Origin of the sequence: Novispirillum itersonii (assembly GCF_014205675.1) — a bacterium.
Classification (GTDB): Bacteria; Pseudomonadota; Alphaproteobacteria; order Rhodospirillales; family Rhodospirillaceae; genus Novispirillum; species Novispirillum itersonii_A.
Genome location: NZ_JACIIX010000017.1, coordinates 37,604 through 63,681 on the forward strand (window position 1 = coordinate 37,604; position 26,078 = coordinate 63,681).

A 26,078-nucleotide genomic window follows, 5' to 3' on the forward strand; every position below is an offset into this window, starting at 1 on the left:
CTCCACGCCGCCCTGCCTATTCCGGATCCCCTGCCCTGCCACAACCCAGAGCTTACGGCGGGGGCACCCGGGCAATATCCGCCTGCATCGGACCGAACGGGGTCTCCACCGGCACGCTGTCGACCTGCGGGAACCCCGCCTGCCGCAGGGCCGCCGCGATCTGCCCGTGATGGAACGACGGATCCCGCCCGCGCAGGGACGGAACCAGCCGCCCGATCACATGGGTTTCCGGCCCGGTCCGGTCTTCGCTCAAGCCTTCGTGGAAGCTGACGAACACCCCGCCCGAGGCCAGTGCCTGACGGGCTGCGGTCAGGACCGCCCCCAGATCGCGGGCGAAGTACAGGGTCATCGCCGCCCAGATCACGTCATAGGGTCCGCCGAACGGAACCGCATTGAAATCCCCGGCAATCACCTGCACCCCAGCTCCGGCCCCACCCCCGTGCGGGGACCGGGCCAGCGCGGAGCGGATCCGGTCGGCCATCGGCGGCAGGTCCAGCACCGTCACCGCCCGGCCTGCCGGGGCTTCCGCCGCCAGCGCCAGCGCCAGCCGCTCCGACCCCGCCCCCAGATCAAGGATCCGCCGGGCCGAGGCCCATTCCGGCAGGCCGCGCAGCACCGACAGGGCTGTTTCCGTCCCCATCGCCCGGTGAAAGGCCCGCAGGCTGTCCGCTGACCGGTCCCAGAAGGCGGGCGAGGCCATATCCGGCCCGCCGCCGGGGTCACCCTGCCGCACCAGATCCGTCACATCCCCGTGCCGGACCCGGACGATCGTCAGCAGCAGATCCCGCATCGACCGCGCCCCGTCCCGGCACAGATAGGGGGCCAGATCCTCCGGCAGGCTGTAGCGGCCCCCATCGGCGCGGCAGATCCCCAGCGCCGTCATCGCGTTCAGCAGCAGCCCGGTGCGGCGGGGGTCAAGCGACAGCGCCGCCGCCGTTTCCGCCACGGTACGCCCTCCCCCGTCGGCGAGGTCGTCAACAATCCCGAGTTCCAGAGCCGCCCGCAGGATTTCCCAGCGGATCGGGGCCTGTATCAGGTCAAACAGGGCAGACGGAGTCATCATCACCAGTACGCCTTGATCCGCAGGCCCAGTTCACGGCCATCACCATCCTCGGCAATGATCCCGACCGGGGTTGCCGCCGCGCGGCTGTAAACGTTCTCGTCAAACAGGTTGCTGCCCCACAGCGCCACGTCGACCCCGGCGAAGCGGTAGCCGATCTCGGCATCCGCCAGCAGAGACGCCCCCTGCCGCGCCACGTTCAGGCTGTCAAAATAGAACGGCCCGGACCCGTTCAGGCTGGCCTGACCGAACCATCCGGCTTCAGCGTCATAGCGCACGCCGAGCCCGTAGGTGACTGACGCCGCCATCGGCAGGGTCCGGCCGGACAGATCGGTGCTGACCAGCGCCGCCCCCTGCTGGACCATGGCCCGGTACTCGGTGGCCTCGGCATGCTGCCAGCCGCCGGAGGCGAACACCGACCAGTTGCCGTCAAGCCGGGCCTCGGCGGACGCCTCCATCCCGTAGATCTCCGCCCGGGCAGCATTGCTGACCCGCTGGGTTCCGCCCGGCACCAGATCAAAAATCTGCTTGTCGCGGGTGGTGGTGTGGAACAGGGCAAGGCGGGTGTTCAGCCGGTCTTCCCAGAAGCGGTTTTTCAGCCCCACTTCCGCCGTCCAGCTGGATTCCGCGTCATAGGTGAAGCCTTCCGCGGTTCCGGCGCTGCCATAGTTGTAACCGCCCGGCAGATAGCCCCGGGCATAGGATCCGTACAGCAGGCTACTGTCTGTCACATCAAACGACAGGCTGGCCCGGGGCAACAGGGTGACGCTGTCACGGCTGCCGTCAAAGGTGGTGCGCCCGGTGGCCGTGGCATAGGTCTGGTGCCCGTCCTGCCCCAGCCACTCCACCCGGCTGCCGAGACCGGCGCGCAGGCGGTCGGTCAGCCCGATCTCCACCTGCCCGAAGGCGGCAGCCCCGGTCTGATCAATGGTGGTGGTCCGGCGGGTGGCGGCGGTGCCGGTGGTGAACTCCAGATCGGTCCATTCCCGGAAGGTATACAGCCCGCCCAGCCAGCGGACCCGCGCCTGCGGATCGGCGGTCGCCAGCCGGAGTTCCTGCGACACCGCATCATCGGTATGCGACAGGGTGTTGCGCAGCGCCTGAACGGACCAGCCATCCAGATCCATCAGGAAATCGCGGCTGTAATGGGTCCAGCCGGTGACGGAGGTCAGCTCCAGATCCCCGGCCTGATGCACCACCTTGGCCGACTGCACCGCCGTCAGCGTCCGGTCCCAGGACTCCGTGTTGTAATTGGTCTCATAGCGCGGGGTGGTGAAAGCCCCGGTGATGTAACGCATCCGCTGTTTGCCCTGTTCGCCGCGTTCCACCACGCTCTTCAAGGTCACCTCTGTATCATCGCCGACAAAGGCGGAGACCCCGCCGGACAGGGTCCAGCGGTCCAGATCGCCACCGGTGGAACTGCCGTCCCAGCGGTTGCGGTGAACGCCGTCGGTGGTCTCCCCGCGCACCGCCAGCGATGCGGCGACATCACCGGTCACCGGACCGGACACCTGCCCGGAGGCAACGGTGGTCGGCGACCAGCCGGTGGCACCGTCGCGGAAACCGACCGAGGCCTCCGCCTGCGCCCGCAGGGTCCGCGAGGGCTCCCCGGTGATCACCTTGATCGCCCCGGCCTCGGTGTTGCGGCCATACAGGGTGCCCTGCGGCCCCTTCAGCACCTCCATGGAGGCGGTGTCAAACAGCCGGGGGGCCTGCGATGCCCCGTGCGGCAGGGCGACATCGTTGACGAAATACCCGACCGGATCCTGCAAGGCGGTGTTGGCGGCGGTCATCCCCCGGATCACCACCCGGCTCTGCACCGTGGACTGTTCGATCTGCACATTGGGGGTCACCTTGGCAACGGCGGCCAGACTGTCCCACAGCGGCGTCCCCAGCGTGTCCCCCCGCAGGACCGAGACCGAGGCGGGAAGATCCTGCTCGTCTTCCTTCCACTGCCGGGCCTCGACCGTCAGCGGGGCCAGCGTCACGCTGCCCGGCTGGGCCGGGGCGGTCTGGGCCGCCGCCCGGACGGGCATCATCAGCAACGGACCCAACGAAGCGGAGAGCACCAGTGCCCCCCGCATGGATAACCGGACCATCAGCAATACCTCCTGCCTGTCTCCGTCTGAACTGTCCGCCCAGTATCGGAAACCGGTCAGGCCGCCGCTCTCAGATGGCGCACGAAAACCATCACCCGGCGAACAGGCGGGAGCGGAGCGTCAGCACCGCAATCAGCAGCATCAGCAGGGCCGCCGCCACAAACGGGGCCTCCGGCATGATCTGATGCAGCATCGCCCCGGTCACCGGACCGGCCGCCAGCCCCAGCCCCTGCCCGATGGCATTCAGCCCCGCCGCCCGCGCCTGCGCCGCCGCTCCGGCCCGCAGGCTGAGACCCGCCAGATTGCCGGGAATCAACAGGCCCAGCATCGCCCCCAGACCGGCCATCCCCACCATCAGCACCGGCAGCGACGGCGCTACCGCCACTCCGGCCAGAAACAGCGCCGCCCCCAGCGCCCCCACCCGGACCAGCAGCAGCGGCGCACAGCGCAGACGGCGGACAATCCCGCCCTGCGTCACCACCATCGCCAGCATCGTCACCATCATGGCACCGCCACTGTGCTGCACCGCCTGATCCAGCGGCAGCCCGAACCCGTCGTGCAGGCGCAGCGCCATCACCTGCTGCAACAGGCTGTAGGCCCCCAACCCGAGAAAGGTGATCAGCAGAAACGGCCAGAGGGCCGCCAGCCGCAGCGGCCCACCGCTGTCAGCCCCGGACAGGACCCGGCGTGGCGGTTCCGGCAACAGGACCGTCAGGGCCAGAAGGGCCACCGCCTGCATCCCGGCGATCAGCAGCAGGGCGGTTCCCGCCCCCGCCGCGCCGAAGCCCCAGGACAGGGCCCCGCCCGCGATGGTTCCCGCCCCGAAGGCGGCCCCCATCACCCCCATACCTCCGGCCCGGTTGCGTTCCGGGGTACAGTCGGCCAGAAAAGCCTGCGCCCCCGGCATCAGGCCTGCGGTCAGCACCGCCTGCACCAGCCGGGCTGACAGCAGCAGCGTAAACGCCAGCTCCACCGGCAGCAGACCGGTCCCCCGCCCGGTCAGAACCCCATAGAACACCAGCGCGAAGGCCGCCGCCGCGATCAGACCGGTAATCAGGGCCGGGCGGCGGCCATGGCGGTCACACAGAATTCCCCAGACCGGCCCGGCGGCGGTCAGCAGCAGGGCGGCGGCCCCGATGAGCCAGCCGGTGCGCAGATCGCCGAACCCCATCTGCCGCCCCAGCGGCGGCAGGACCATCAGGGCATAGGAATGACCGACCGCATTGGTCATCAGCGCCGCCACCAGCACGGCAAAAGCCCGGCGGGGCACCGCCGGTCCCCCGGCAGGCGGCACAACGGCGTGCAGGCCGGAGGAAGAAGACTCTGTCATGACAAAACCTCGGAGAATTTCAGGGGCAGACCGTGGCAACACGGCCTGCATCGGGTCCTCTGGACAGGGAACGCTACGCCCGGGCAACGTGTTCCCGCCATCACGGCGCGAACATGGATCATCACTCACAGAACCGTGTGGCAAGGCGCAGCGGCTTATCCCTGCCCGCGCCGGTAATCCCCCGGGCAGCAGCCATGCATCTGCCGGAACAGCGAAGCAAAATGGCTGGAACTGCTGAACCCGCAGAGGAAGGCAATCTCGGTGACGCTGTACCGTCCTTCCGCCAGATAGCGGCAGGCCAGCTCCAGCCGATAGGTGCGCAGCCAGCCGAAAACCGTGGTGCCATGCAGCCTGCGGAAACAGCGGTTCAGGCGGGTGTGGCTCATCCCCGCCTCGCGGGCCAGCTCCTCCAGCGACGGCGGATCCTCCAGCCGGGACACCAGCAGATCCATCGCCCGCGCCACCCCGCGCTGTTCATCCCGCCCCAGAATCCCCCCTGTATCCTCAACCGCCGGGGCCGGGTCCAGCCAGCGGGCCAGCAGGCCAAGGGCATGGCTTTCCGCCTGAAGACGCTCCAGCGGGCGGAGCAGCGGATTGTCGGTCAGGGCGGCCAGACCGGCGGCGGCATCGGGACTGCGGCCCAGCCGCAGGGCCCGGGTTCCGCCGGTCTCCACCGTTGTTTCCAGCAGGCCATGCAGACGGCTGGCATCGAATTTCAGGGCCAGCATCTGCCCGCCGCTGCGGGCCGGGGTCAGACGGTCCATCGACAGGTCAGCGGTCTGGAACAGCCAGACATCGCCTGGCCGGATCTCATGGCGCGGGGCCTCTCCCCCCAGTCCGAACAGACTGCCGCCGGACAGGCCGAAGCCCAGAACGCAGGTCGGCCCCTCATGCTCGATCCGGCTGCGGAAATCCTCTGTCAGGGCGCAGCGGCTGTGCGTGACGGTCATTCCCGCCGCAATCCGCGCCGTCCGGAACCGGGCCTGCCCGGACACCTGCGGCAGACAGTTGTCCTGCCATCCGCCGCCCGCTGGCAGAAACTCCCGCAGGCGGCTGGCATCAACATGGCAGGCAGGGGACGGCATCGGGGACCCTCCGTTCCGACATAATGATTATGATTATTAATTGCACTATGTCGACGGACGGATCAACCGGAAAACGGACCGGCACCCAAAACAGACAGCCCTGCCCCCGATGACCACCGGGCAATCTGACGGGCGATGGAAAGGGCCACCAGAGCCTGAAAGACCTGCGCCCCATGCGCTGGTACCGGTGTATTGCGGTTCCTCAGCCGGGTCGCCTCCTCCAGATCCGGGGCGGCAGCGATGATTCTGGCAACCGCGTCCAGATTCACCTGTATCGCTGCGGCACTGTCGCGCAGCGCGTCCACCTGCGCCAGCACTCCGGACTTCACTCACGCTAAATTCAGCATGGCGTCGGGGGTGGGGGCGCTTTTGTCGGTACGGGTGCGGATCATCTCCGGCAGGATGCCGGTCATCGCCGCACGATAAGGCTGACGGACAAAGCCATCCGCCACAAAGCGTTCCAGCGGCAGGGAAAGAATAAAATCAACGATCCGCCGGTCCAGCAGAGGGGCGGAATAGGCCACGCCATAACGGGCGGCGATGGTCGACCGGCAGTCGTTGCGGCCAACGACATAGCTTTTGACAAACATTTCCGCCCGATCCTGCGGGTGGCCGGAAATCCAGCACCGCCAGCGCCGCCGGTCCATCGGCCCGGACGGCCAGCCGGGGGGACAGTCCGGGGGCGGTCAGCGCCGCCGCCATGACATGCGCGCTGGCGGGGGCGGCATCGCCCCCTACAGATTGATGCGGGATTTCCCGGGCGATGAGAGGGTCGAGCGGGTGTTGCACGGAGGCGTTTTCAGCAAAACCGCAACCGGTATCTCCACGACCACGGGAGGAGGGGCTCGATCACCGACCGTCACCATCGCCGCAACCGGCCCGGCAGCGGTCTGCCACTGCCAGACCCGGACAGCAACCCCCAGACAGGCCGGACCGGATTGCCGGAGCACCCGGCCCTCCGCCGGATGACCGGACAGGGCTGTCGGCGGCTGCATCGAAAACGTCTCCAGCCCCAGCGCCAGCCCCTGCCCTGCTGCTTTGACAAAGGCCTCCTTCAACGTCCAGATCTGTAAGAATGCCTGTAACGGTAAGGGCTGCCTGCGGATCCAGACCGCCTCTTCCGCCGCAAAAAAGGACGCGGCCAGATCCTCCGGGACCGGACGGGACAGCGACTCAAGATCGAAGCCGACGGCCACCGTCCCGGCTTCCGGCTCTCCCCGGCCCCAGACCGCACAGCCCACAGCTCCCGCCGTATGGCTGATATTGAAATCAACCACCATTCCCGGCATCAGCAGGCACGGTTTTCCATACTCTCCGGAGACCCCGAACCGGAGGGCCTGCGGAGAACAGCGGCACCGCAGCGCCAGCAGGATCCGCTTCAGGGCATGGGCAACCGTATATTCCCGCCGGTTGCCGGGCCGGAGGAACCGGTCAGCCCGGGCCTGCTCCTGCGGCGACAACAGCAGGCGGCAGGCCTGTTCCTCCGGCTCCGACAGAGGATCCAGAGGAACCACAACCGCCACAGGAGCAGACCCGGAGAGGCCAGACAGGCAACACCCGGTCATCCCATATCCCCCATGACAGACATCCAGCCTCCCGGCCCGCCCAGCGTCCCGGCACCTCTGGCGGATCAGGCCGGAACCGCCTCCCGCACCAGCGCGAGACAGGCGGCAACCTCGGCAAATTCCGCCGGATCCGGCGGCAGGTCGAGGATGATGGCATCAACGCCCCGCTCAATATGGCCGATCAGGATGTCGGCAATCCGCTGGCGTGATCCGACCAGCCACGGGCAATCCGCCCGCAACTGCCGGAACGGTTCCAGCCAGTATTCCGGATGCGTCCCTTTGGCCAGCGTCGCTTCATACATCTTTTTCTTCCAGACCGAGTCCGAGCTTTCCATCATGAAATCAAGCAGGCCTTCCCGCTCAGGGTCCGCCGGGAAGCGGGCCCGCGCGGCGGCCCAGGCAGCGGCCTCCGTCGTCCGGGACACCATACCCAGATGCACACCGATCCCCCCCGGCGGGGCCGTCGGCAGGCCATCAGCCAGATCCGGGGCCAGCATTCTCAGGCGCATGGCCTGCACCAGATCCGCCGTCTCCCCCGCCACGGCGGAATGGCCGGACACCAGAAACGCCGGGTGCAGGGCCGGGGGAAGCGCCGGGGACAGCACCGCCTGTGACAGATGGTAATAATCCCCATGAAAATCGGTCATCCGGGCATCCGTCAGCAGGCTTTGCATCACCTGCACGTATTCCTTCAGCCGGGCATAGAGAGCGTCATGGTCCAGCGGATCATGCAGGACCTCGCGGTCACGCAGCGATGCCCCGGCAATCAGGTTCAGAATGGTGCGCCGCCCATACATATAGGCAAAGGACGACACCATTTTGGCGGCGGTAAAGGGATGCATGTACACCGGATTAAGGGCAACAATCGGCGTCAGCGCCCGTGAGTTCTGAAGCAGATAATGAGCTGCCAGCCACGGGTCGATCATCGTTTCATTGGCGGAAAAGCACAGCATTCCGTCGAACCCGGCCCCGTCGCTCATGCGGACCAGAGTCCGGAAATCCTGCCAGTAGGCCGCCGGATCACTGGTGCGGGTATTGATGGTATGAAAAGCGATCTGTCGGTTGTTCCAGATGAGCGGCATGGCCTGCCCTCCCCAAAAAATCAGGAATGGAAAATGTTACAGAATGAACTCTTCGACCGGCCCCGCCGGTGGGGCTGACACGGCCTGCGCAGGCGGCGGACCGTCCTCCCGCAGGATCAGGCTGCGGGCCAGAACCGACAGCACCGGGGTCTCAAACACCGCCCGGACCGGCAGGCCGTGGCCGGTCTCCCGCCGGACACGGGAAGACAGACGGGCGGCGGCAAGGGAATGTCCGCCAAGATCAAAGAAATCGGCGTCCGGCCCCGGTGGCGTCACCCCCAGCACTTCCTCCCACAGGCGCAGCATCAGCGCCTCCTGCCGGGTCAGCGGACGTTGGGAAGCGGCTTCCCGTTCCGGTGTCCGGCCACCACCGGCTTCCGCAGCCAGCCGCAGGATGGCAGGATAATCAACCTTCCCCGCCGGGCTCCGGGGGATCCGGGGAACCGGCAGCAACAGGGCGGGAACAGCAACCGCAGGCAGCCGGGCCTTAAGCCGCATCCGGATCTCCGCCACCGGCAGGGTCCCGGCGATCACCGCAATCAGGCGGGGGTCTGCGGGGCCCCCGTCTTCCAGCACCACCGCCGCATCCGTCACATCGGGCAGCCCCCGCAGAACCGTCTGCACCTCGTCCAGTTCCAGACGCTGCCCGCGCAGTTTGATCTGCCGGTCCTGCCGCCCGAGGAGGGTCAGGCTCCCGTCAGCCGCGATCACCCCCCGGTCTCCGGTCAGGAAGACGCGTTGCCCCTGCCAGTCCCGGAAACGGCTGGCGGTCAGCTCCGGCCGGTTGCGGTATCCCCGGGCGAGGCAGACACCGCCGATGATCACCTGCCCCGGTACCCCGGCGGGCTGCGGTGTCAGGTCATCCGCCACCACCCACAGCCGGACCCCCGGCAGCGGCCTGCCGACGGTCATCCGGGTCACATCAGGGGGAATCAGGGCTGCCGTGGCATCTGCCCCGGTTTCCGAGGACCCATAGAGGTTCCACAGCCGGACCCCGGGGATTCTGTCGTGCAGATCCTGCGCCAGAGCGGCGGGAAGAGGCTCCCCGCTGCTGACCCACAGCCGGACTCCCGCCAGTTGGCCCGGACCGGAAGCGTCCAGCAGGGCCCGCAGCAGGGACGGAACCACCAGCAGGCGGCTGACCCGGTTCCCCGCGATCACTCCCGCCAGACGCTCCGGATCCCGTGCGGTCCCGGCGGTGGCAATAATCAACGGAATCCCGTTCAGCACCGGGGCGAAAAGTTCCGTCAGATAATCGGCAAACTCCACGGCGGTCCGCGCCAGACAGATCTCTCCGTCCTGCCACGGCAGGGCCTCCCCCTGCCACAGCAACCGGTTGTGCAGAAAATCCGCCGTTGCCTCCACCCCATTGGGAATCCCGGTGGAGCCGGACGTATACACCAGCGCCACCAGCTCATCTCCCGTGACCGGGGCCGCAACGGCAGGCGCTGCCCCGCCCCTGTCCGCCGCATCCAGACCGGCCACCGTCAGCAGGACAGAAGGGGCCGCATCAGCCAGCAGCAGCGCCCGCCGTTCCGGTGGCAGGTCAGGCGACAGGGCGAGAAAATGAGCCCCACAGCGCCAGACCGCCAGCAGGGCCGCCACCAAGGCTGGCCCCCGGGGCAGCTCGACGGCAACGGTGGTCCCCGGGCGGGCTCCGTTTTCCCTCAGCCAACCGGCAATGCGGTGGCTGAGGTCAGACAGCTGGCGGCGGGACAGCCGTTCTGCCCCCTCTTCAGACATCAGGGCCATGGCGTCCGGGTTGGCCGCGACGGTGCGGTCAAACCAGCCGATCAGATCCGCCGTGGTGCGGCGCGCTGCCGGACTCACCGGGGCACCGGAGACCGGACGGGACCGCCCCCCGGGCGGTTGCCCGGATGCCACAACCGGCAGCGTGGCAGCCGCCGCGTCAGGGGTGGCGGCGATCGCCTCCAGCAGAGAGGTCAGCCCGGCCAGCAGATCGTGGACCTGATCCGCATCCAGCAGGGCACGGCTGTAGACGGCTTTCAGAAGAATCCCGCCGTCCGGGGCCGGAGCGGTTGCCACATCCAGATCCAGCGCCGTCCGCGCAACGAAGGCCGGTCCACTGGCCACCGTCAGCGGCCCCGCCTGTACCGGCGGGGGCTCCGCAGCTTCCTGCGTCAGGGTTATGCCATAAAGCGGGTGACGGCTGAGGTCCCGCCATCCGCCCAGCGCCTCGACCACGCCATTGAACGGGGCCAGACCATGGGCCCAGCCATCCATGAAGGTCTGACGGGCAACGGCAATCGCCTGAGGCACCGTCGCCACCGCCGACAGATCAAGGTCAAGAACCACCGGGTTGATCATCATCCCCGGCAGAGCCTCAAGTCCCGGCTGATCCCGCAGGGCAAGGTGGGTGCCGATCACCACCCGCCCGCTGTCGCAGCGGCGGGACAACAACAGGGAAAACCCGGCCAGCAGGATCACGAACAGAGTGGTGCCCTGCTGTTCCGCCATTGCCGTCAGCGCACGGATCACACCGGCCCGGACAGTATGGCAGACCAGTCCGGCCGCATCATCCCGTGGCAGGGTCCGGGGGGGCATCCCGGGCAGTTCCGTCGCCCGCGGCAGATCCAGCAGGCGCTGCCGCCACCACCCGGTCTGGCGGACCTTTTCCGCCGCCACCGCAGGCAGGGCTTCCCAGCGGGCATAATCCAGCGGGGTCAACCGGGGCGGAGCGGTCTCCACGGTCAGGGAGGGCTGATCCGCAAGGGCTGTGCTGAGATCCTGCACGAACAGAGGCCAGCACCAGCCATCGAACAGGGCGTGATGTACGCTCAGGATCAGCAGGGACCGGTCATCGGCAATCCGGACCAATGCAAACCGGACCCCGTGACCACGGCCCAGATCAAGGGGCCGGGCCGCCAGATCCTGCCCGAAGGCCTCAACCGCTGCCTCGAGAGGGATCTCATGGCGGACATCACGCTCGATCAGGTCCAGCCTGTCCGGCACCGGCAACACCTGCTGGACCAGCCGTCCCCCCGCCTCCTCCCGGATTGCCAGCCGCAGTCCAACCCACTGGCCCAGAACCTGCCTCAGGGCGGCCTCCACCCGCGTGCGGTCAAGGGCCACCCCGCGCAGATCCGCCGACAGGCACAGGGTATGGCGGGACCCGGCGGAACTGACCCGGTCCTCAAACCACAGGCGGGCCTGAACCGCCGTTGCCGGGGCCAGATCCCCCCCCGTTCCGGCTGATACCGGGGGCAGGACCGGTTCCTCAGGCGCGGCGGATGTCAGCAGCGCCACCAGCCCGCCGGGGGTCGGAGACCGGAAAATACTGACCACCGTTGCCCCGGCAACCCGCCCGGCCAGCAGTGTGTTGTACAGCCGGATCGCCGTCAGAGAATCTCCCCCGGACGCAAAGAAGTTGGCATCCGGACGGGCCGGGGCACGGCCCAGACACGCCTTCCACGCGGCTGCCACCTGTTTTTCCATGGCGGTGACAGGCTGCCACAGTCCGGCATCGGCGGGACCGGCGTCCTCCGTCTGTGCCGCCTCGGCCTCCAGTGCGGTACGGTCAACCTTGCCGTTCCGGGTCAGGGGCATGGCGGACCGCAGCAGAACAGCCCGGGGATGCATCGGTTCGGGCAGGGCCGCCCGCAGCAGGTCCAGCAGCGTTTCGGCACTCTCCGTGGCACCGGCATGCAGGCAGACCCAGACCACCAGCCCCCGCACCAGCGTTCCCTGACGGCGGGGAACGGCAACGGCCTGCGAAACCGCCGGGTGACGGTTCAGAACCACCTCCAGATCCCCCGGCTCAATCCGGTACCCGTTGACGTTGACCTGCCTGTCCCCCCGCCCGAGAAACTCGATGACTCCTCCGCCGTCCCCGGTCGGACGGAAGCGTCCGTAATCGCCGGTGCGGTACATCCGCTCGCCGCTCCGGGGGTGACGGGTAAAGGCCCGTTCCGTCCGCACCGGGTCATCAAGATACCCGGCGGTGACCCCGATGCCGGTGCAGCACAGCTCACCCCGGACCCATTCCGGGCAATCCTCACCATCGGCATCAAGGATATGATACCGGTTATTGGCAATCGGCCGCCCATACGGCACGCTGCGCCATCCGGCCTCCAGCGGGCCACCCTGCCGGTGGGCAATGTTCCACAGGGTGGTTTCCGTCGGCCCCCCGACCGAGGTCAGGGTCGCCGCAGGGGCGAAAACGGTCAGCCGTTGCGGGGTTGCAACGGGAATCCAGTCCCCGCCCAAAATCACCGTCCTCAGGCTGGACAGCCCGCCCCGGATCGGCTCCCGCCGCTCCGGCGGCTGCCCTTCGGCCCAGTCCAGCAGCATCGTCAGCATCGCCGGAACACTGTTCCAGCCGCTGACGGCATGGGTCTGCATCAGATCCAGCCAATGGGCGGGATCACGCCGCCGGTCAGGATCCGGGAAAACAACCCGCGCCCCGCTGGCAACAGCGACGAACAGATCATACAGGGCCATATCGTGCCAGAACGGGGTCAGGGACAGCAGGGAATCCCCGTCTGTCACCGCAAACCGCTCCAGACCGTCAGCAATGGCATTCCGCAGCCCCGGCAGCGGGACCATCACCCCTTTCGGCACCCCGGAGCTGCCGGAGGTGAACAGAATGCAATGGCAGCGGTCGGGATCAAGCGACGGATCCTCCTCGGGCAACCGCGACGGTCCGCCGGACAGATCAGCCCGGTCAAACCGCAGCACCGGCGGCGTCAGCCCCAGTTCTCCGGAAAATTCTCCTGAAAGCTCCCCCGCCGCAGGCAGAATGATCAGGGCAGGACGGGCAGCCGTCAGGATCTGAACCAGACGGCGGGCCGGGGTTTCCGGGTCCACCGGCACACAAATGGCCCCCAGTCCGTGCAGTGCATAGGCGATCAAGGCCTGTTCACTGCTTTTGGGCAGCAGCGTCACCACCCGGCTGCCCACCCCGACCGTCTGCCGCCGCAGCAGGGCCATCGCCGCAGCGGTCAGGGCGGCGGTTTCCCCCCAGTCCAGCGTTCCACGGCCATCGACAAGGGCCGGGGCCTGTGGCCGGGTCTGCGCCTGCATCCGCAGCAGCCGCAGGAACGGTGGCAAGGACAGCGGGCGGTCGGTGGCGGTCAGGGCCTGCCGCCGGACCCGTTGATCCGCTGGCAGTGGCAGGTCCGCGGGACGGTGCCAGCAGGCCGGATCATCGGCCAGAGTCTCCGCCAGACCGGCATAGGCCGCGAACATGTCAGCGACCAGTCCGGGCGGAAAGCGGTCATCAAGGGCATCCCAGACCAGCAACACCCCATCGCCGAGATCATGGTACTGGGCATCAATCCAGACCTGCGGGGTCTGGGTCAGGGATTGCCGGACCGGCGCCACCCGCCCGAACGAGGCCAGCCACGCCCGCAGGCGGGGATTTTCATCCAGATCGGCCGGATCGGGGGCATCGGGTTCGTGGGTAAAGACATAAGGGATGCCGCTTCCCGGACCAATGCCCCCTTGCCCGGCCCCTCCCCGGCCGGCAATGCCCTGACCGGTGGCCCGCCGCCATTCCCGCAGCACCCGCACGCCGGACACCCGGTCATGCTCCAGATCCGCCGCGAACTGGTCCTGCACCCGGCGCGCCCGGTCAAGGAAGCTGAGCCGGATGGCTTCAGGCCTGCGGAAATCAACTTCCAGCAGGTCGAAGGTGGCAAATTCCCCCACAATGCCGTCAACATCCGGGTGAAGCGGATGGCGGTTCCAGCGGGGAATATTCAGGGTAAAATGATCATCACCGCTCCAGCGGGCAAGAACCGAGGCATAGGCCGCAATCAGGGCGCTGGCAACGGTCAGGCCATGCGACCGGGCATTCCGGCGCAGGCGGTCCACCTGACCGGAGGTCAGACGGTGGGCATGGCGGACAAAGGCCGGCCGCCCCGTTGCCCCGGATTCCGCCAGTGGCAGGGCGGCCGCAGCAGGCAGGGTTTTCACCCGGTTCTGCCACCACCGCAGCGACGCCTGATAGGCCTCTCCCGCCTCCTCAGCCTGCAATGCCAGCAGATAATCTCGGAACGTCAGCGCGGTCGATGGCAGGACGACCGCCCGATCACGGTAGGTGGCGGCAAAATCGGCGGCGATAATCTGGATACTGCGCCCATCAAGGGCCCAGCAATCCAGACTGATCAGCAGAACCGCACCGGCAGAGGTCAGGACCCCATGCAGACGCCACGTCGGCCAGCGGGTCAGATCGGCACAGGCACCGGACAGTTCAGCCCGCAGGGCCGCAAGCCGACGGTCCGCCTCCTCCTCCGGCAACGGGCGGAGGTCGGTGACAGGAAGGGACCACTCCGGCGGGGTTTCCAGACATTGCTGGCGGCCATCGGGCAGGACCACCGCCCGCAGCATGTCGTGGTGCGCCACCACCCGGCGCCATGCCGCCTCGGCCTGCGGCAGGGACAGACCGGGATCCGCCAGCTCGACAAAAACCTTGATCGCCACTTCGCCGGACTCAAAAACCGCATCCCGGCCCAGCCAATAGGCCTGCTGGTTCTCATTCAGCGGGAAAGGCTGATACCGGTCCGCCGGGGCAGGCACACTCTGTGCCCGGGCGGGCATCTGCCCCGCCGGTCCGGCCCGCAGGGCTGCCCGGACCCAGTCGGTCACGGCCGGGATTGCCTGCCCGGTGTAAAAGAGCGGGATCGGCGGCTGCACGCCACACAGGCGGGCAATCTCGCGGGAAATGCGGACCGCCAGCAGGGAATCCCCACCCCGCTGGAGGAAGCCATGGTCCGCCGTCAGCTCCGGATCCACCAGCAGCGCCCGGAACACCCCTAACACACCATCGTCAGGGGCAACTGGGTCAATTTTCAGCGGACCGTCTCCGTCCTGCATCAGCGGCAGGGGCAGGCGGCGGCGGTCAATCTTGCCATTGCCGGTCAGGGGGAAAACCGCCACCGGCAGAACCCAGGCGGGCACCATGTAGTCCGGCAGGGTCCGGCGCAGTTCGTCCAGCACCGCTTCCGGGGTCGACCCGCGGATCCAGACAGCCAGACGGCGGTCTCCCGGCCGGGGTTCATGCACCCCGACGCAGGCCTGCTCAACCCCCGGGCAGGCCAGAACCGCCGCCTGCACCTCCCCCGGCTCAATCCGATGGCCACGCAGCTTGATCTGATCATCAGCCCGCCCCCGGAACAGGAGCCGCCCGTCCGCCAGCCGCTCCGCCCGGTCTCCGCTGCAATACAGCCGCCCAAGGCCGGGGATTTCAACGAAACGCCCCCCGGTGCGGACCGGGTCACCAAGGTATCCCACGGCGACGCCATCCCCCCCCAGCCACAGGTCCCCTTCAACACCGGGGGCCACTTCCTGCCGCTGCTCATCGAGAACAAACGCGGTGGTGTGAGCGATCGGCATCCCCAGAGGAACCGACGGTCCGTTCAGGGTCTCCGGACGGATCCGGTCGGCGATGGCGTAAACCGTGACCTCGGTCGGGCCGTAGCAATGCGTCAGGGCCGGGGCCTGCGGGCGGCTGAGCAGGCGGGCAAAACTGCGGGGGTTCACCGCCTCCCCCCCGACATACAGAAATCCGATGCCGTCAAACAGGCTTTCATCCTGATCCAGCAGGCTCTCGAACAGGGCCGTGGTGAAGAAGGCAAGATCGACCGGCTGAGTGATCCGCCGCAGCCGGAACGCCTCGGCCGTCAGCAGGTCATCCCGCCGGAACAGGCTGATGCACCCGCCACGCAGCAAGGGCAGCCACAGTTCCTTGGTCGAGGCATCAAACACCAGCGGCGCACCGTGCAGAACATGCTGGCCGGGCATCAGGGGAAGGAGATCACGGTCAAAAACCAGACGGCTGACTCCCCGGTGGGGGATCTCCACCCCTTTGGGGACTCCGGTGGAGCCGGAGGTGAACAGGATGTAAACCCGGTCCCCCCCCGCCCGGAGCGGAGGACTGCGACGCAAAGCGGCCCTGTCGTCAACACTGTCTTCCGGGAGGCACCGGCAGTCCGCCAGCGGCAGCCCCAGCCGTGCCAGCGGCTCAGGCAACACCGGAGCCGGGTCCGGCAGCAGGATCCGCACCAGCCCGGCGGCCTCCGTAATCAGGGACAGGCGGGGAGCAGGCCAGTCCGGATCAAGCGGAACATAGACCGCCCCGGCCAGCACAATCCCGACGATGGCAAGGATTGCCTCGGGGCTGCGCTCCCCGAACACCCCCACCGCCTGCCCCGGCCGGACACCCTGACGGTGCAGCGCCACCGCAATCTGCTCCGCCCGCTCCAGCACGTCCCGGAAGCGCAGGGTCAGATCTCCATCCCGCAGGGCCGGGTGATCCGGCCATTGCTCCACGGCCTGCCGGAACAGGGTGGCAAGATCGGCATCCCGGGGATACGCCGGACAGGGGCCATATCGGCCGGGGCCGGATTGACCACCGGAAGAGAGAGAAGACCCGGAGGGAGCTGCGGACATAATGTTTCTTCCCGGCAAAAAGGCATGGCGGTGCGGAGGCTCAGGAAACGGGTTCCTGAGACCATGGCCTGCCGACCCGGAGGCCAGAGGCAGCGGAGCGGCCCAAAACCGTTGACCGCGTCGCCATCAGCCCGGAAGGAAGGGGCCTTCATGACAGGCGGATGGTGACCGGAGGGGGCCGCCTTGAAGCGTTTTCAGGAAAAGGGGACACCGGCCTTACGGCTAAAAATGTTCCAGAGCATCAAAGGCAGGGCGTGCTCTTCGACGGACCGGTGTCCCCCGACCCGGCCCCTTCTCTAGGCGGGAACCGGCTGCAACCGGGACACAGACCCCGGCATGGGAACCGGGCGGGACTCTTCGGTCTCCGTATCCAGAACCTGCATATCGAGATCACCGTCCCCGTTGACGAAAACATCATAGGTCACGCGGTCAATGATCGCGTTGTCAGCGTCGAAAATCAGCACCCGCGGTTTGTCCCGCATCACATCCTCCACCCGGCCATAGGAAGAGGCCGCGATGATGACCACATCGCCCGGCTGGCAGGTGCGGGCGGCAGCCCCATTCAGGATGCAGCACTTTGACCCCGGTTCGCCATACAGCACATAGGTGCTGATCCGGGCTCCGGAATTGCGGTTCCAGATATCCACGAACTCCATCGGCCGGATGCCGATCTCGCGGCAATGCAGCGGATCAAGGGTGATTGATCCGTGATAGTTGAGCACCGCTCCGGTGACTGTAATCCCGTGCAGTTTGGCGCGGACGTATTTTTCCATGATCGGGGAGTCCTTCAGAAGAGAGGGGACAGGGCTGGCGCAGGCTCGGGAAGGGAAATGGCGGAAGAGAACACGCCATCAGGATCAAACCGCCGCTTGAGATCCAGAAGACGGTCACGGTTGGCGGCAAAAGCGGCGCTTGACTGCTCCTTTGCTTCCGGTCCCAGCAGATTGGGGTATCCGCCGGGCAGCGCATGGTTCGCCACCGCCTGCGACAGGGCCTCAGCCCAGGCAATGTGACCAGCGGCCCCGGCCGTCTCGCTGTCATCCCAGCCCGCCACGAATTCCATCAGGATATGCGGTTGCCGCAGTCCGAAAGCAGTGGCGTCGGGGGCGACAGCGGCGGCGGCTCCGTGGAAGCGGTGCAGCACAATGGATTGACCGGGGACCGTCCGCCGGGACAGGCCATCGAGCAATGTGTCAATCAGCGGCGTGGTCAGATCCGCCGCATTGCGGGTCCGGACCGCATAATGGTGCCCCTCCGCCACCCGGAACATGCCCAACGCCTGCCGGTACGTCATCAGGCGCAGATCGCGGTACAGTGGCGTCCCCAGTGTATCCAGCGGTTTCAGCAGGGCTTCCCCTGCGGCGGGATCACCGCACCAGACAGGGATCAGCACAGCAGCCGCATCACCGGTATCGGCGGTCAGCAGGGTTGCCATCATCGTCAGCTCCGCCGGGGCGGTGGCGGTGACCTCTGCCCAGACTTCCAGCGCCGGGCGGATCTGCGCCCCGGTAAACAGGAAGGCACCGGACAGCACCTGTGGCTGGGCATGCAGGCGGACAGTCAGTTCCGTCACCACCCCAAAATTGCCGCCACCCCCGCGCAGGGCCCAGAACAGATCGGGGTTTTCCCCGGCCGACGCGGTCATCACCCCCCCATCGGCCATCACCACCGTGGCCGACAGCAGATTATCCAGCGCCAGCCCGTAGGCCCCGGTCAGCAGACCATATCCACCGCCAAGGGTCAGTCCGGTCAGACCGACCTGAAAGATTGTCCCGGTGGTGGCAACCAGACCATGGTCCTCGGCAGCGGCGACAACCATCCCGGCCAGAACACCGCCTCCGACCCGCGCCGTCCGGGCCTCCGGGTTGATCGCGATATCCCGCAGGCGGCTGAGGTCTATCACCAGTCCACCATCCCGCAGGGCCCGTCCTGCCCAGTCATGGCCCCCTCCTTTGACCGACAGCGGGACACCATGGCGGACCGCCACCCTGACAACCGCTGCGGTTTCTTCTGTGGTGACGGGGGTCACGGCGAGAACCGGCCAATGGATGACCGCCGCATTCCACAGCCCGCAGGCGGCGGCAAAGTCCGGGGTCTGCGGACGTGCCACCAGCCCGGAACGCAGACGGTCAAGATCATCCGCCAGAGCCATCACGGCGGCGGGGGAATATGCTGGGGTCATCTTTTTATCAGTCTCCGTCAAGAAGGGCGCAGCCGCCCCCCTTCTGTTGGATCCGTCAGGCCGGAACCGAAGGCACCTGCCGGGCCTCCGGTATGCCGCCCTCCGGCGGGCCGGAGACCGGTTCGCGGTCAGCCAGCCGCCGGAAGGTGGCACAGTCACGCAACAGGTCTTCGTACCGGCCGCTACCGGCAATGCGGCCCTGATCAAACACCACAATCTGGTCGGCATGCCGGACCGACGACAACCGGTGAGCCACCACCACCACGGTTTTCCCGGCACACAGGGATGCCAGAGCAGCGCGGATCTCGTGACTGGTCTCCGGGTCCACCGAGGCGGTTGCCTCATCCAGCAGGACCACAGGGGCCCCCTTCAGAATGGCCCTGGCAATGGCAAGACGCTGCCGTTCGCCGCCGGACAGCCGCCCTCCCCCTTCGCCGACCCGGGTCTCATAGCCTTCCGGCAGCGCCAGAATGAAATCGTGGCAGCGGGCCGCCGTGGCGGCGGCGATCATCTCGGCATCGGTGATGCCGGGCCGGGCGACCCGGAGGTTTCCGGCAACCGTGTCGTCAAACAGGAACGTGTCCTGAAAGACAATCGAGAACAGACCGGCCCGGGTCTTCTCTTCCAGTGCCCGCAGATCGACCCCGCCGATGCGGATGGCCCCCTGATCCACATCCTGAAAGCGGGCCAGCAGGGTCAACGCCGTGGTCTTTCCCGACCCGGACGGCCCGACGAACGCATGCAGCCTGCCTGCCGCCAGATTCAGCGACACATCCAGCAGAGCGGCCCCGTCCCCGGTCCAGGAAAAACCGACATGGTCAAAGGTGATGTCAAGGCCCGGCGGCAGGGCCGGGGCGACCGGCTCCGGCAGGACCGGCAGCGACAGAACCTCGCTGATCCGCTGGATGGTCTGATCCTGCTGACGCCGGGCAGCAACCAGATCAAAGGCATCAATGATCGGACCATAAAAAACCAGTCCGACCACCAGAACCAGCAGGAACAGCGGCAGCGACAGGCTGCCCGCTGCCGTCAGCAGCCCCCCGGCCAACAGAATGGCGCAGAAGCCGAGATCAAGAATGGACACCCCGACCGCCATGGTTGGTGACAGCCGCAGAACGGTGGCCAGACTGACCTGACGGTGACGGTCCAGTGCCACGGCCAGGGCGCGGTGACGCAGCCCCCCCATGCCAAAGGCCCGCAGGGTTGCCACCCCCTGCAAATGATCAATCAGCCGTGCCGACAGGTCTTCCCGCGATGCCAGCAGATCACTCCAGATGGCCCGGTACAGACGGTCGCTCAAGGAAACCACCAGCAGAAACGCCGGAATGGTGGCCACAACGGCAAGGGCCAGCCGCCAGTCCACCGCCACCAGCACCGCCAGACTGACCAGAGGGGCCACCACGGCCCGCATCATCTGCGCCGGGGGCAGAACCATGTTCAGTTCCGTCACATGCCGGGTGATCAGGGTTTCCAGCGCCCCGGTCTCCCGGCGGGTCAGGACACCCAGCGGCACCCGCCGCAGATGATTGCCGATCCGGTGTTGCAGGCGCGGGGCCGCCGTGGTCTGAATCCGCCACAGCACCCTGTGGGCCAGAACATTGAACAGTCCCTGCATCCCGAAACTGGCCAGCACCAGCCCGGTATACAGCCACACGGACGCGGCAGTCAGGGTACCTGCCATTCCATCCAGAAGGGTAGCAACAGTGGCCAGAACCGGCGCCCCCATGAACAGCCCTTCCAGAAACAGCAACGGCAGCGCCCGGGTCAACAAAACCGACCGCATCGGCCCCAGCAGCGACAGAAAGATGGCCAAGCCATTCCGCCCACCGATCAGTCTGTCATCGTCACCGGAAGAAGCGGCAGCCGGTGGCACCGGTGCGGCAGGCAGGGCTTCCGGGACAGAAACCGCTTCGGCCTCCATCCCGCCGTGCAGGGTCCAGCCTTCATCCGCATCAAAGCGGTCACACAGGCGGGCATAGGCCGGACAACGGGTCAGCAGAGCCGCATGCGGGCCACTGTCTACCACCCGGCCGCCTTCCATATACAGGATCTGATCCGCAGACCGCACGGTATTGAGGCGGTGGGCAATGGCAATGACCGTCCGCCCTGTGGCCAGCTCGCGCAGGGCCTCCATCACCTCTGCTTCGTTTTCCGGGTCAAGGGCAGAGGTCGCCTCGTCCAGCACCACCACCGGCGCGGCCCGCAGCAGGGCCCGGGCGATGGCGACACGCTGACGCTGGCCACCGGACAGGCCACGCCCCCCCTCCCCGACCGGGCTGTCGAGCCCCTGCGGCAGGGTGGCGGCAAACAGATCGACGCGGGCCCGGCGGGCTGCCTCGGCGACATCCGCATCGCTGGCCTCAGGACGTCCGGCCCGGATATTGTCACGGATGGTTCCGGTGAACAGCCAGGCATCCTGAAGAATGAAACTGATTGACGCCAGAAGGTCCTGTGGGGCCATCGCCCGCAGGTCAACCCCACCCAGAGTGATGGCCCCGGTGCTGACATCATGAAACCGGCACAGCAGGCGGGCCAGCGTGGTTTTTCCGGCCCCGGACGGCCCGACGATGGCGGTGACAGTGCCAACCGGAACATCGAAACTGACGCCGGACACACCGCCGGACTCTTCTTCCCCATAGCGGAAGGAGACATCGCGGAAGGAAACCGCGTAGCCCTCGGGCCGCTGCGGGCTGGCCGGAACCGGCAGATCAGGCGTTTCCAGAATGGCAGCGATGGCCTTACCGGCGGTGGACATCCGCATGGCGAACGTTCCGGCGGTGATGATCAGCTTCTGTGCCGGGGCATTCATGCCCAGCCCCATCAGCAGAAACAGCACCAGTGTCGGAGTGCTGACGCTGCCGTCAATCCACAGCAGCCCCCCGGCTGGCAGAAGCACCAGAATGTTGGCCCGCAGGCCGATCGTCAGCAGGGCTCCGGGGGCCAGAGCCGCCTCCGACAGCCGGTACGTCGCCACCGCCATGCGGTCCACCGCTGTGGCAAAGCGAGAGGGAACGGCCCCGGTCGCCAGAAAGGCGCGGATCACCCGCATGCCCTGAATATACTCCAGGGTTGCGGCATGCAGGGCCACCAGCGCCGAAGAATATTCCGCCCCCAGACGGCGGGTGGCCGCCAGAGCCAGCGGGTAGATCACCACGATCAGCGGGAACATGGCCAACGCCAGCAGGGCCAGCCGCCAGTCCACCACCGCCAGCAGGGCCGCCGAAACGAACGGGACCGCCAGAGCGGTTGCAACATCGGGAATGGCGTGGGCAATGGCTTCCTCGATCTGCTCCACGTCTTCATTGATGGTTTTTTTCAGGTCCGCCGTCGTTTTGGTGCTGAACAGGCCAAGGGGAACCCGGTCGAGCTTTTCCACCAACAGCACGCGCAGTTCGTAGAGGAACTGGTACGCGGTGCGGTGCGACAGGGTATTGGCCAGCGTGTTCAGACCGACCTTCCCGACAATCGCCGCAAAGGCGATCCCGGCCCAGACCAGCACGGAGGCCGTTGACAGGGTACCCCCGCTGGCCTCGATGGCCACCGCATAGACCACCAGATAGGGCACCAGACCGCAGGCTGTTCCGACGATCGACAGCAGGGCTGACAGGATCAGGGCCGGGCGGTGGGGCAAAAGCAGATGTTTCATTGCGTTTGGTCCGCAGAAGAGGAAAGCCGCAGGATCAGGGCACCGGATCCGGCCAGCAGGGCCGCCGCCGCTGACACCGCAAAGGCGGTTGGCATGCCAAAGGACTGGCCGACGGTTCCGGCCAGAATCCCCGCCCCGAACCGCATCAGGGCATCAAGAGATGTCAGGACGCCGAAACCGGTCGCCGCCTGCCCGCCGTCAGAGGCGGCATTCATGTAGAGTTGCCATGTGACAACGGTCAGGGCACCGGAGAGGCTGAAATCCACCACCGCCAGTGCTGCCACGGCCACGGCAGGCAACGGGCCGGACAGCCCCAGCCCCAGCAACACAGCAGCCTTGACCGCATAGAGAACAATCAGGACCGGGCCGCAGCCCCAGCGGCGCAGGGCCCAGCCAACCAGCGCCGAGGCGGGGATCACCGATCCGGTGGCCACCGTGCCGAGGATCCATCCGGTCTGCTCGGCACTGAAGCCCCGGTCCACCATCAGCGCGGCCACCAGAACATCGGCCCCCCCCGCCGCCCCGAAACACAGGATGACCGCACACAGCGGGCCAAACCCCGGACGGGACGCCACCTGCCGCCACGCCGACCACGGCGGACAGGGGGCCGGGGTCTGCTGATCCGCCGCACCGTCGTCCCCCCGGTCAGCACGCAGCCAGACCGGAAAGGACAGAAGGACGATCAGACCGGCAACCAGCAGAACGCCGAAGGTCCACGACAGATGGGTGCCAATGGACAGGATCGCCCCACCGCCAAGCATTCCGCCAATGACGGTGGCAGCAACACCGGTGGCATTGGCCCAGGCCCGGCCCTCGGCTGGCAGGGTGCCAATCAGCCAGGCGGCGACGACAATCTGTAAGGTTGCCCCAATGCTGGCGCTGATCAGGGACAGGACCAGCAGCGGCCACAGCGGTCCATCGGGGGGGAACAGGGCAACACAGGCGAACGTCCCCGCCATCAGAAGCGGCAGGGCCCGCAGCCACCCGCGGCGGCTGCCGAACGGTGCCACCACAGGCCGGTCAAACAGCGGAGCCCACAGCATTTTGCAGGCCTGCGGCAACCACACCACCCATGTCAGTCCGACCATCGACAGCGATGCACCGTTGTCCCGCATCAGGGCTGGCAGACCGAGGGTAAAAAACCACGCGGGTAACCCCTGCACCAGACTGAACAGGCCCATCACCAGCAGGCTGCGCGCCAGCGGCGAAACGGGGACGGCACGGTCACACCGTGTTGAGGAGGCAAACATGGAGGGTGGCTCCGGAAAGCAGGACCACCCCATCCGCAGGCGGACAGGGTGGCCGGTCAGGTTAGAATGTCTTGCTGATGCCAAGGCCGATCACACGGCCCGGACCAACCCCCACCGAATGGACGGTATCGGAGTAGGTTGCGCCATTGTACTCAGGGCGTTCATCCAGCAGGTTATTGGCGAAGGTGTAGACGCTGAAGTCTTCATCGCCCCATCCCAGCCGCAGGTTGACCATGTTGTAGCTTGCAAGGTCATAGCTGTTCTGCACGTCAACACTGCGCGAGCCGACGAACTGGTACTGGGCCGAGGCGGAGAAGTCCTGAAGGAAATCCCAGGTGATCTCGGCATTGGCGGTCAGACGCGGCGTTCCGGGCACACGGTTGCCTTCCCGGATCCGCAGTGCCGCATTGGTGGCGGTATTCTTCAGCTTCGACTTGGTCAGGCCGACCCCACCGGACAGAGACAGGGTTTCCGTCAGCAGGGCACGGCCTTCCCATTCCAGACCATAGGAATCATAGTCCTGATTGACGAAGGTGAACGCCACCGGGAAGGTGGAGGAATCAAAGGACACCAATTGCCCCTTGGAAATGTCGTTGTAGAACAGACCGAAGGTGTTCTCGACCCGTCCGCCGAGCATCTTGGTCTTGATGCCGGTTTCATAGGTCAGCCCTTCAGACGCCTGAAAAGCCGTGGTGTCCTTGCCGATGGCCGCGTTGATGGTCGAACGGCCAAACCCCCCCGACGCATAGCCACGCGCAACCGAGGCATAGGTGGTGAAGGCATCCGTCCAGTCATATGATGCCCCCAGCCGCCCGGTCACATAGGTGTCAGAGATGCTGCTGTCCTGCCGGAAGGCGGCAACCGTCCCGGGGAAACCGCGCCCGGTGTAGCGCACGCTCAGATCCTGATCATCGCGGGAAACCCGGACGCCCCCCGACAGGGTCAGGCGGTCCGTGACCGGGACCGACACATCCCCGAAGGCCGAAACGGTACGGGAGTCAATCTTGGTATCAAACACACCACTGGCGTAGGGGCTGAACGACGAGACCGAGTCATTGACACGGTCATAGTTCGACGAGAAATAGTTCAGACCGGCAACCCACGAGATTCTGGCATCTTCAGGAGAGTTGATCCGCAGCTCCTGATTGATGATCTGCTCCCCTTCGTCAACAAGGGTCAGGTCGGCGCCCTTGGCCGGAACGAAGCCATAGGCTTTCCGGAACACATTGGCGTCGGTCAGATCATAACGGCCATCAAGCTCAATGTTCTGATACCCGCTGACGGAGGTCAGGGTCAGAGAATCGAACTTATAGGACATTTCCAGACTGGTATCAGAACGGCCCCGTTCATTCAGCGGAATAATATCGGCCCCGGAACGCGGATACCCGCCCACTTCCCGCAGCATGGCGAAACTGCTGCGCCGTTCATCCTGATCATAGCTGGTGACAAAGTTGGCGCTGAAGCGGTCGTTCGGTGTAAAGCGCAGGGTTCCCCGCGCCGCCCCCAGCCGCGATCCGCCTTCATCGCCACCGGCGATATCGTTGGGGATATCACCGTCAAGCTTTTGATAACGGATGGCGCCACGCCCGGCCAGAACGCCCGGCAGCAGCCAGCCCCCGGCTTTGGCCTCGGTCATCGCGTGCCCTTCGGTGCCCAGTTCCCCGGTCAGGCGGAACTCCCGGGTGCCATCGGCCGGTTTGGTGACAACGTTGATGGCTCCACCCAGTGCGTTGCGGCCGAACAGGGTGCCCTGCGGGCCACGCAGCACTTCCACCCGATCCACATCCAGCAGAGACGGCGGAAACCCGAACGCACTGGTTCCGACACCGTTGGTGGAGAAACCGACTGTATTGTCGAGCGAATTGGCCGGCTGCCCCAGGGGACCGATCCCACGGATGCTGACATAGTCATTCCCCGGCTGACCAAACCCGCCGAACTGAACGTTCGGGGCCGCTCTGGTGATCGCGGTTCCGGCGTCAATGGCCGTCCCAAGGAACGGAGTATCATCCAGCGTGACCACCGTGACGCTGGCCGCCATATCCTCGGCACTTTCGACCCGCTTCAGCGCCGTCACCGTCACCGGCGGCAGGGTCAGCGACGGGGCCGCCGCCTGCGGTGGCTGCGCCCCGCCCGGTAACGGAGCCTGCTGGGCCGCAGCGGGAGCCGCAAAGGCCAGAAACGACGATGAACACAACAACATGGCGCGGATCACAGGCCGCATTCCCATCCCCATAGGAACATCCTCCTTACGGACACAAGTGCATACATTTTCCTGGATCCGACTTGTGCCACCGCCTCCCGCCGAGAGCCATCGGCGTGGGTTTTGTGTGATCGGATTTGACATTTGCGGAATCAAATCTGCGTCGC

The 26,078-nt window shown here is 66.9% G+C and carries 14 protein-coding genes; all 14 read right to left on the minus strand.

Translation table 11 applies throughout. The features are described 5' to 3' along the window. Positions 1–52: 52 nt before the first annotated feature. Complete coding sequence (locus FHS48_RS17805) at positions 53–1,063, minus strand: class I SAM-dependent methyltransferase (protein ID WP_260402571.1); 1,011 nt, start codon at positions 1,061–1,063, stop codon at positions 53–55. After that, positions 1,063–3,159 carry a TonB-dependent receptor gene (locus FHS48_RS17810; RefSeq protein WP_184265554.1) on the minus strand — a complete coding sequence of 699 codons (2,097 nt, stop codon included), beginning with the start codon at positions 3,157–3,159 and terminating at the stop codon, positions 1,063–1,065. The genes FHS48_RS17805 and FHS48_RS17810 overlap by 1 nt, the downstream gene beginning before the upstream one ends. A gap of 91 nt (positions 3,160–3,250) precedes the next feature. Beyond that, complete coding sequence (locus tag FHS48_RS17815; RefSeq protein ID WP_184265557.1) at positions 3,251–4,489, minus strand: MFS transporter; 1,239 nt, start codon at positions 4,487–4,489, stop codon at positions 3,251–3,253. Positions 4,490–4,644: 155 nt separating this feature from the next. Further along, positions 4,645–5,574 carry a helix-turn-helix transcriptional regulator gene (locus FHS48_RS17820; RefSeq protein WP_184265560.1) on the minus strand — a complete coding sequence of 310 codons (930 nt, stop codon included), beginning with the start codon at positions 5,572–5,574 and terminating at the stop codon, positions 4,645–4,647. Between the two features lie 62 nt (positions 5,575–5,636). Beyond that, positions 5,637–5,903 (minus strand): hypothetical protein, encoded by a 267-nt coding sequence (locus FHS48_RS17825; protein WP_184265563.1) that lies wholly within the window; start codon positions 5,901–5,903, stop codon positions 5,637–5,639. Next, on the minus strand, positions 5,904–6,164 hold the full coding sequence (locus tag FHS48_RS17830; protein WP_184265566.1) for an asparagine synthase-related protein: 261 nt from the start codon (positions 6,162–6,164) through the stop codon (positions 5,904–5,906). 144 nt (positions 6,165–6,308) lie between these two features. Next, the gene (locus FHS48_RS17835) at positions 6,309–7,097 is read right to left on the minus strand and encodes a 4'-phosphopantetheinyl transferase family protein (RefSeq protein ID WP_184265569.1); all 789 of its coding nucleotides are present in this window, start codon (positions 7,095–7,097) and stop codon (positions 6,309–6,311) included. 107 nt (positions 7,098–7,204) lie between these two features. Next, complete coding sequence (locus tag FHS48_RS17840; protein WP_184265571.1) at positions 7,205–8,221, minus strand: LLM class flavin-dependent oxidoreductase; 1,017 nt, start codon at positions 8,219–8,221, stop codon at positions 7,205–7,207. Between the two features lie 36 nt (positions 8,222–8,257). Beyond that, a complete protein-coding gene (locus FHS48_RS17845; protein ID WP_184265574.1) occupies positions 8,258–16,633 on the minus strand; it encodes a non-ribosomal peptide synthetase in 8,376 nt (2,791 codons plus the stop codon). Positions 16,634–16,929: 296 nt separating this feature from the next. Then, positions 16,930–17,406, minus strand: a complete 477-nt coding sequence (locus FHS48_RS17850; protein ID WP_184265577.1) for an aspartate 1-decarboxylase — start codon at positions 17,404–17,406, stop codon at positions 16,930–16,932. Positions 17,407–17,420: 14 nt separating this feature from the next. After that, positions 17,421–18,815, minus strand: a complete 1,395-nt coding sequence (locus FHS48_RS17855) for an FAD-binding oxidoreductase (RefSeq protein WP_184265580.1) — start codon at positions 18,813–18,815, stop codon at positions 17,421–17,423. A 55-nt stretch (positions 18,816–18,870) separates the two neighbouring features. Next, positions 18,871–22,461, minus strand: coding sequence for an ABC transporter ATP-binding protein (locus FHS48_RS17860; protein ID WP_184265583.1), 3,591 nt, complete (start codon positions 22,459–22,461; stop codon positions 18,871–18,873). Further along, on the minus strand, positions 22,458–23,711 hold the full coding sequence (locus FHS48_RS17865; protein WP_184265587.1) for an MFS transporter: 1,254 nt from the start codon (positions 23,709–23,711) through the stop codon (positions 22,458–22,460). Before FHS48_RS17865 ends, FHS48_RS17860 begins: the two co-directional genes overlap by 4 nt. Positions 23,712–23,772: 61 nt before the next feature. Further along, positions 23,773–25,938, minus strand: a complete 2,166-nt coding sequence (locus FHS48_RS17870) for a TonB-dependent receptor (protein ID WP_184265589.1) — start codon at positions 25,936–25,938, stop codon at positions 23,773–23,775. Positions 25,939–26,078 lie beyond the last annotated feature (140 nt).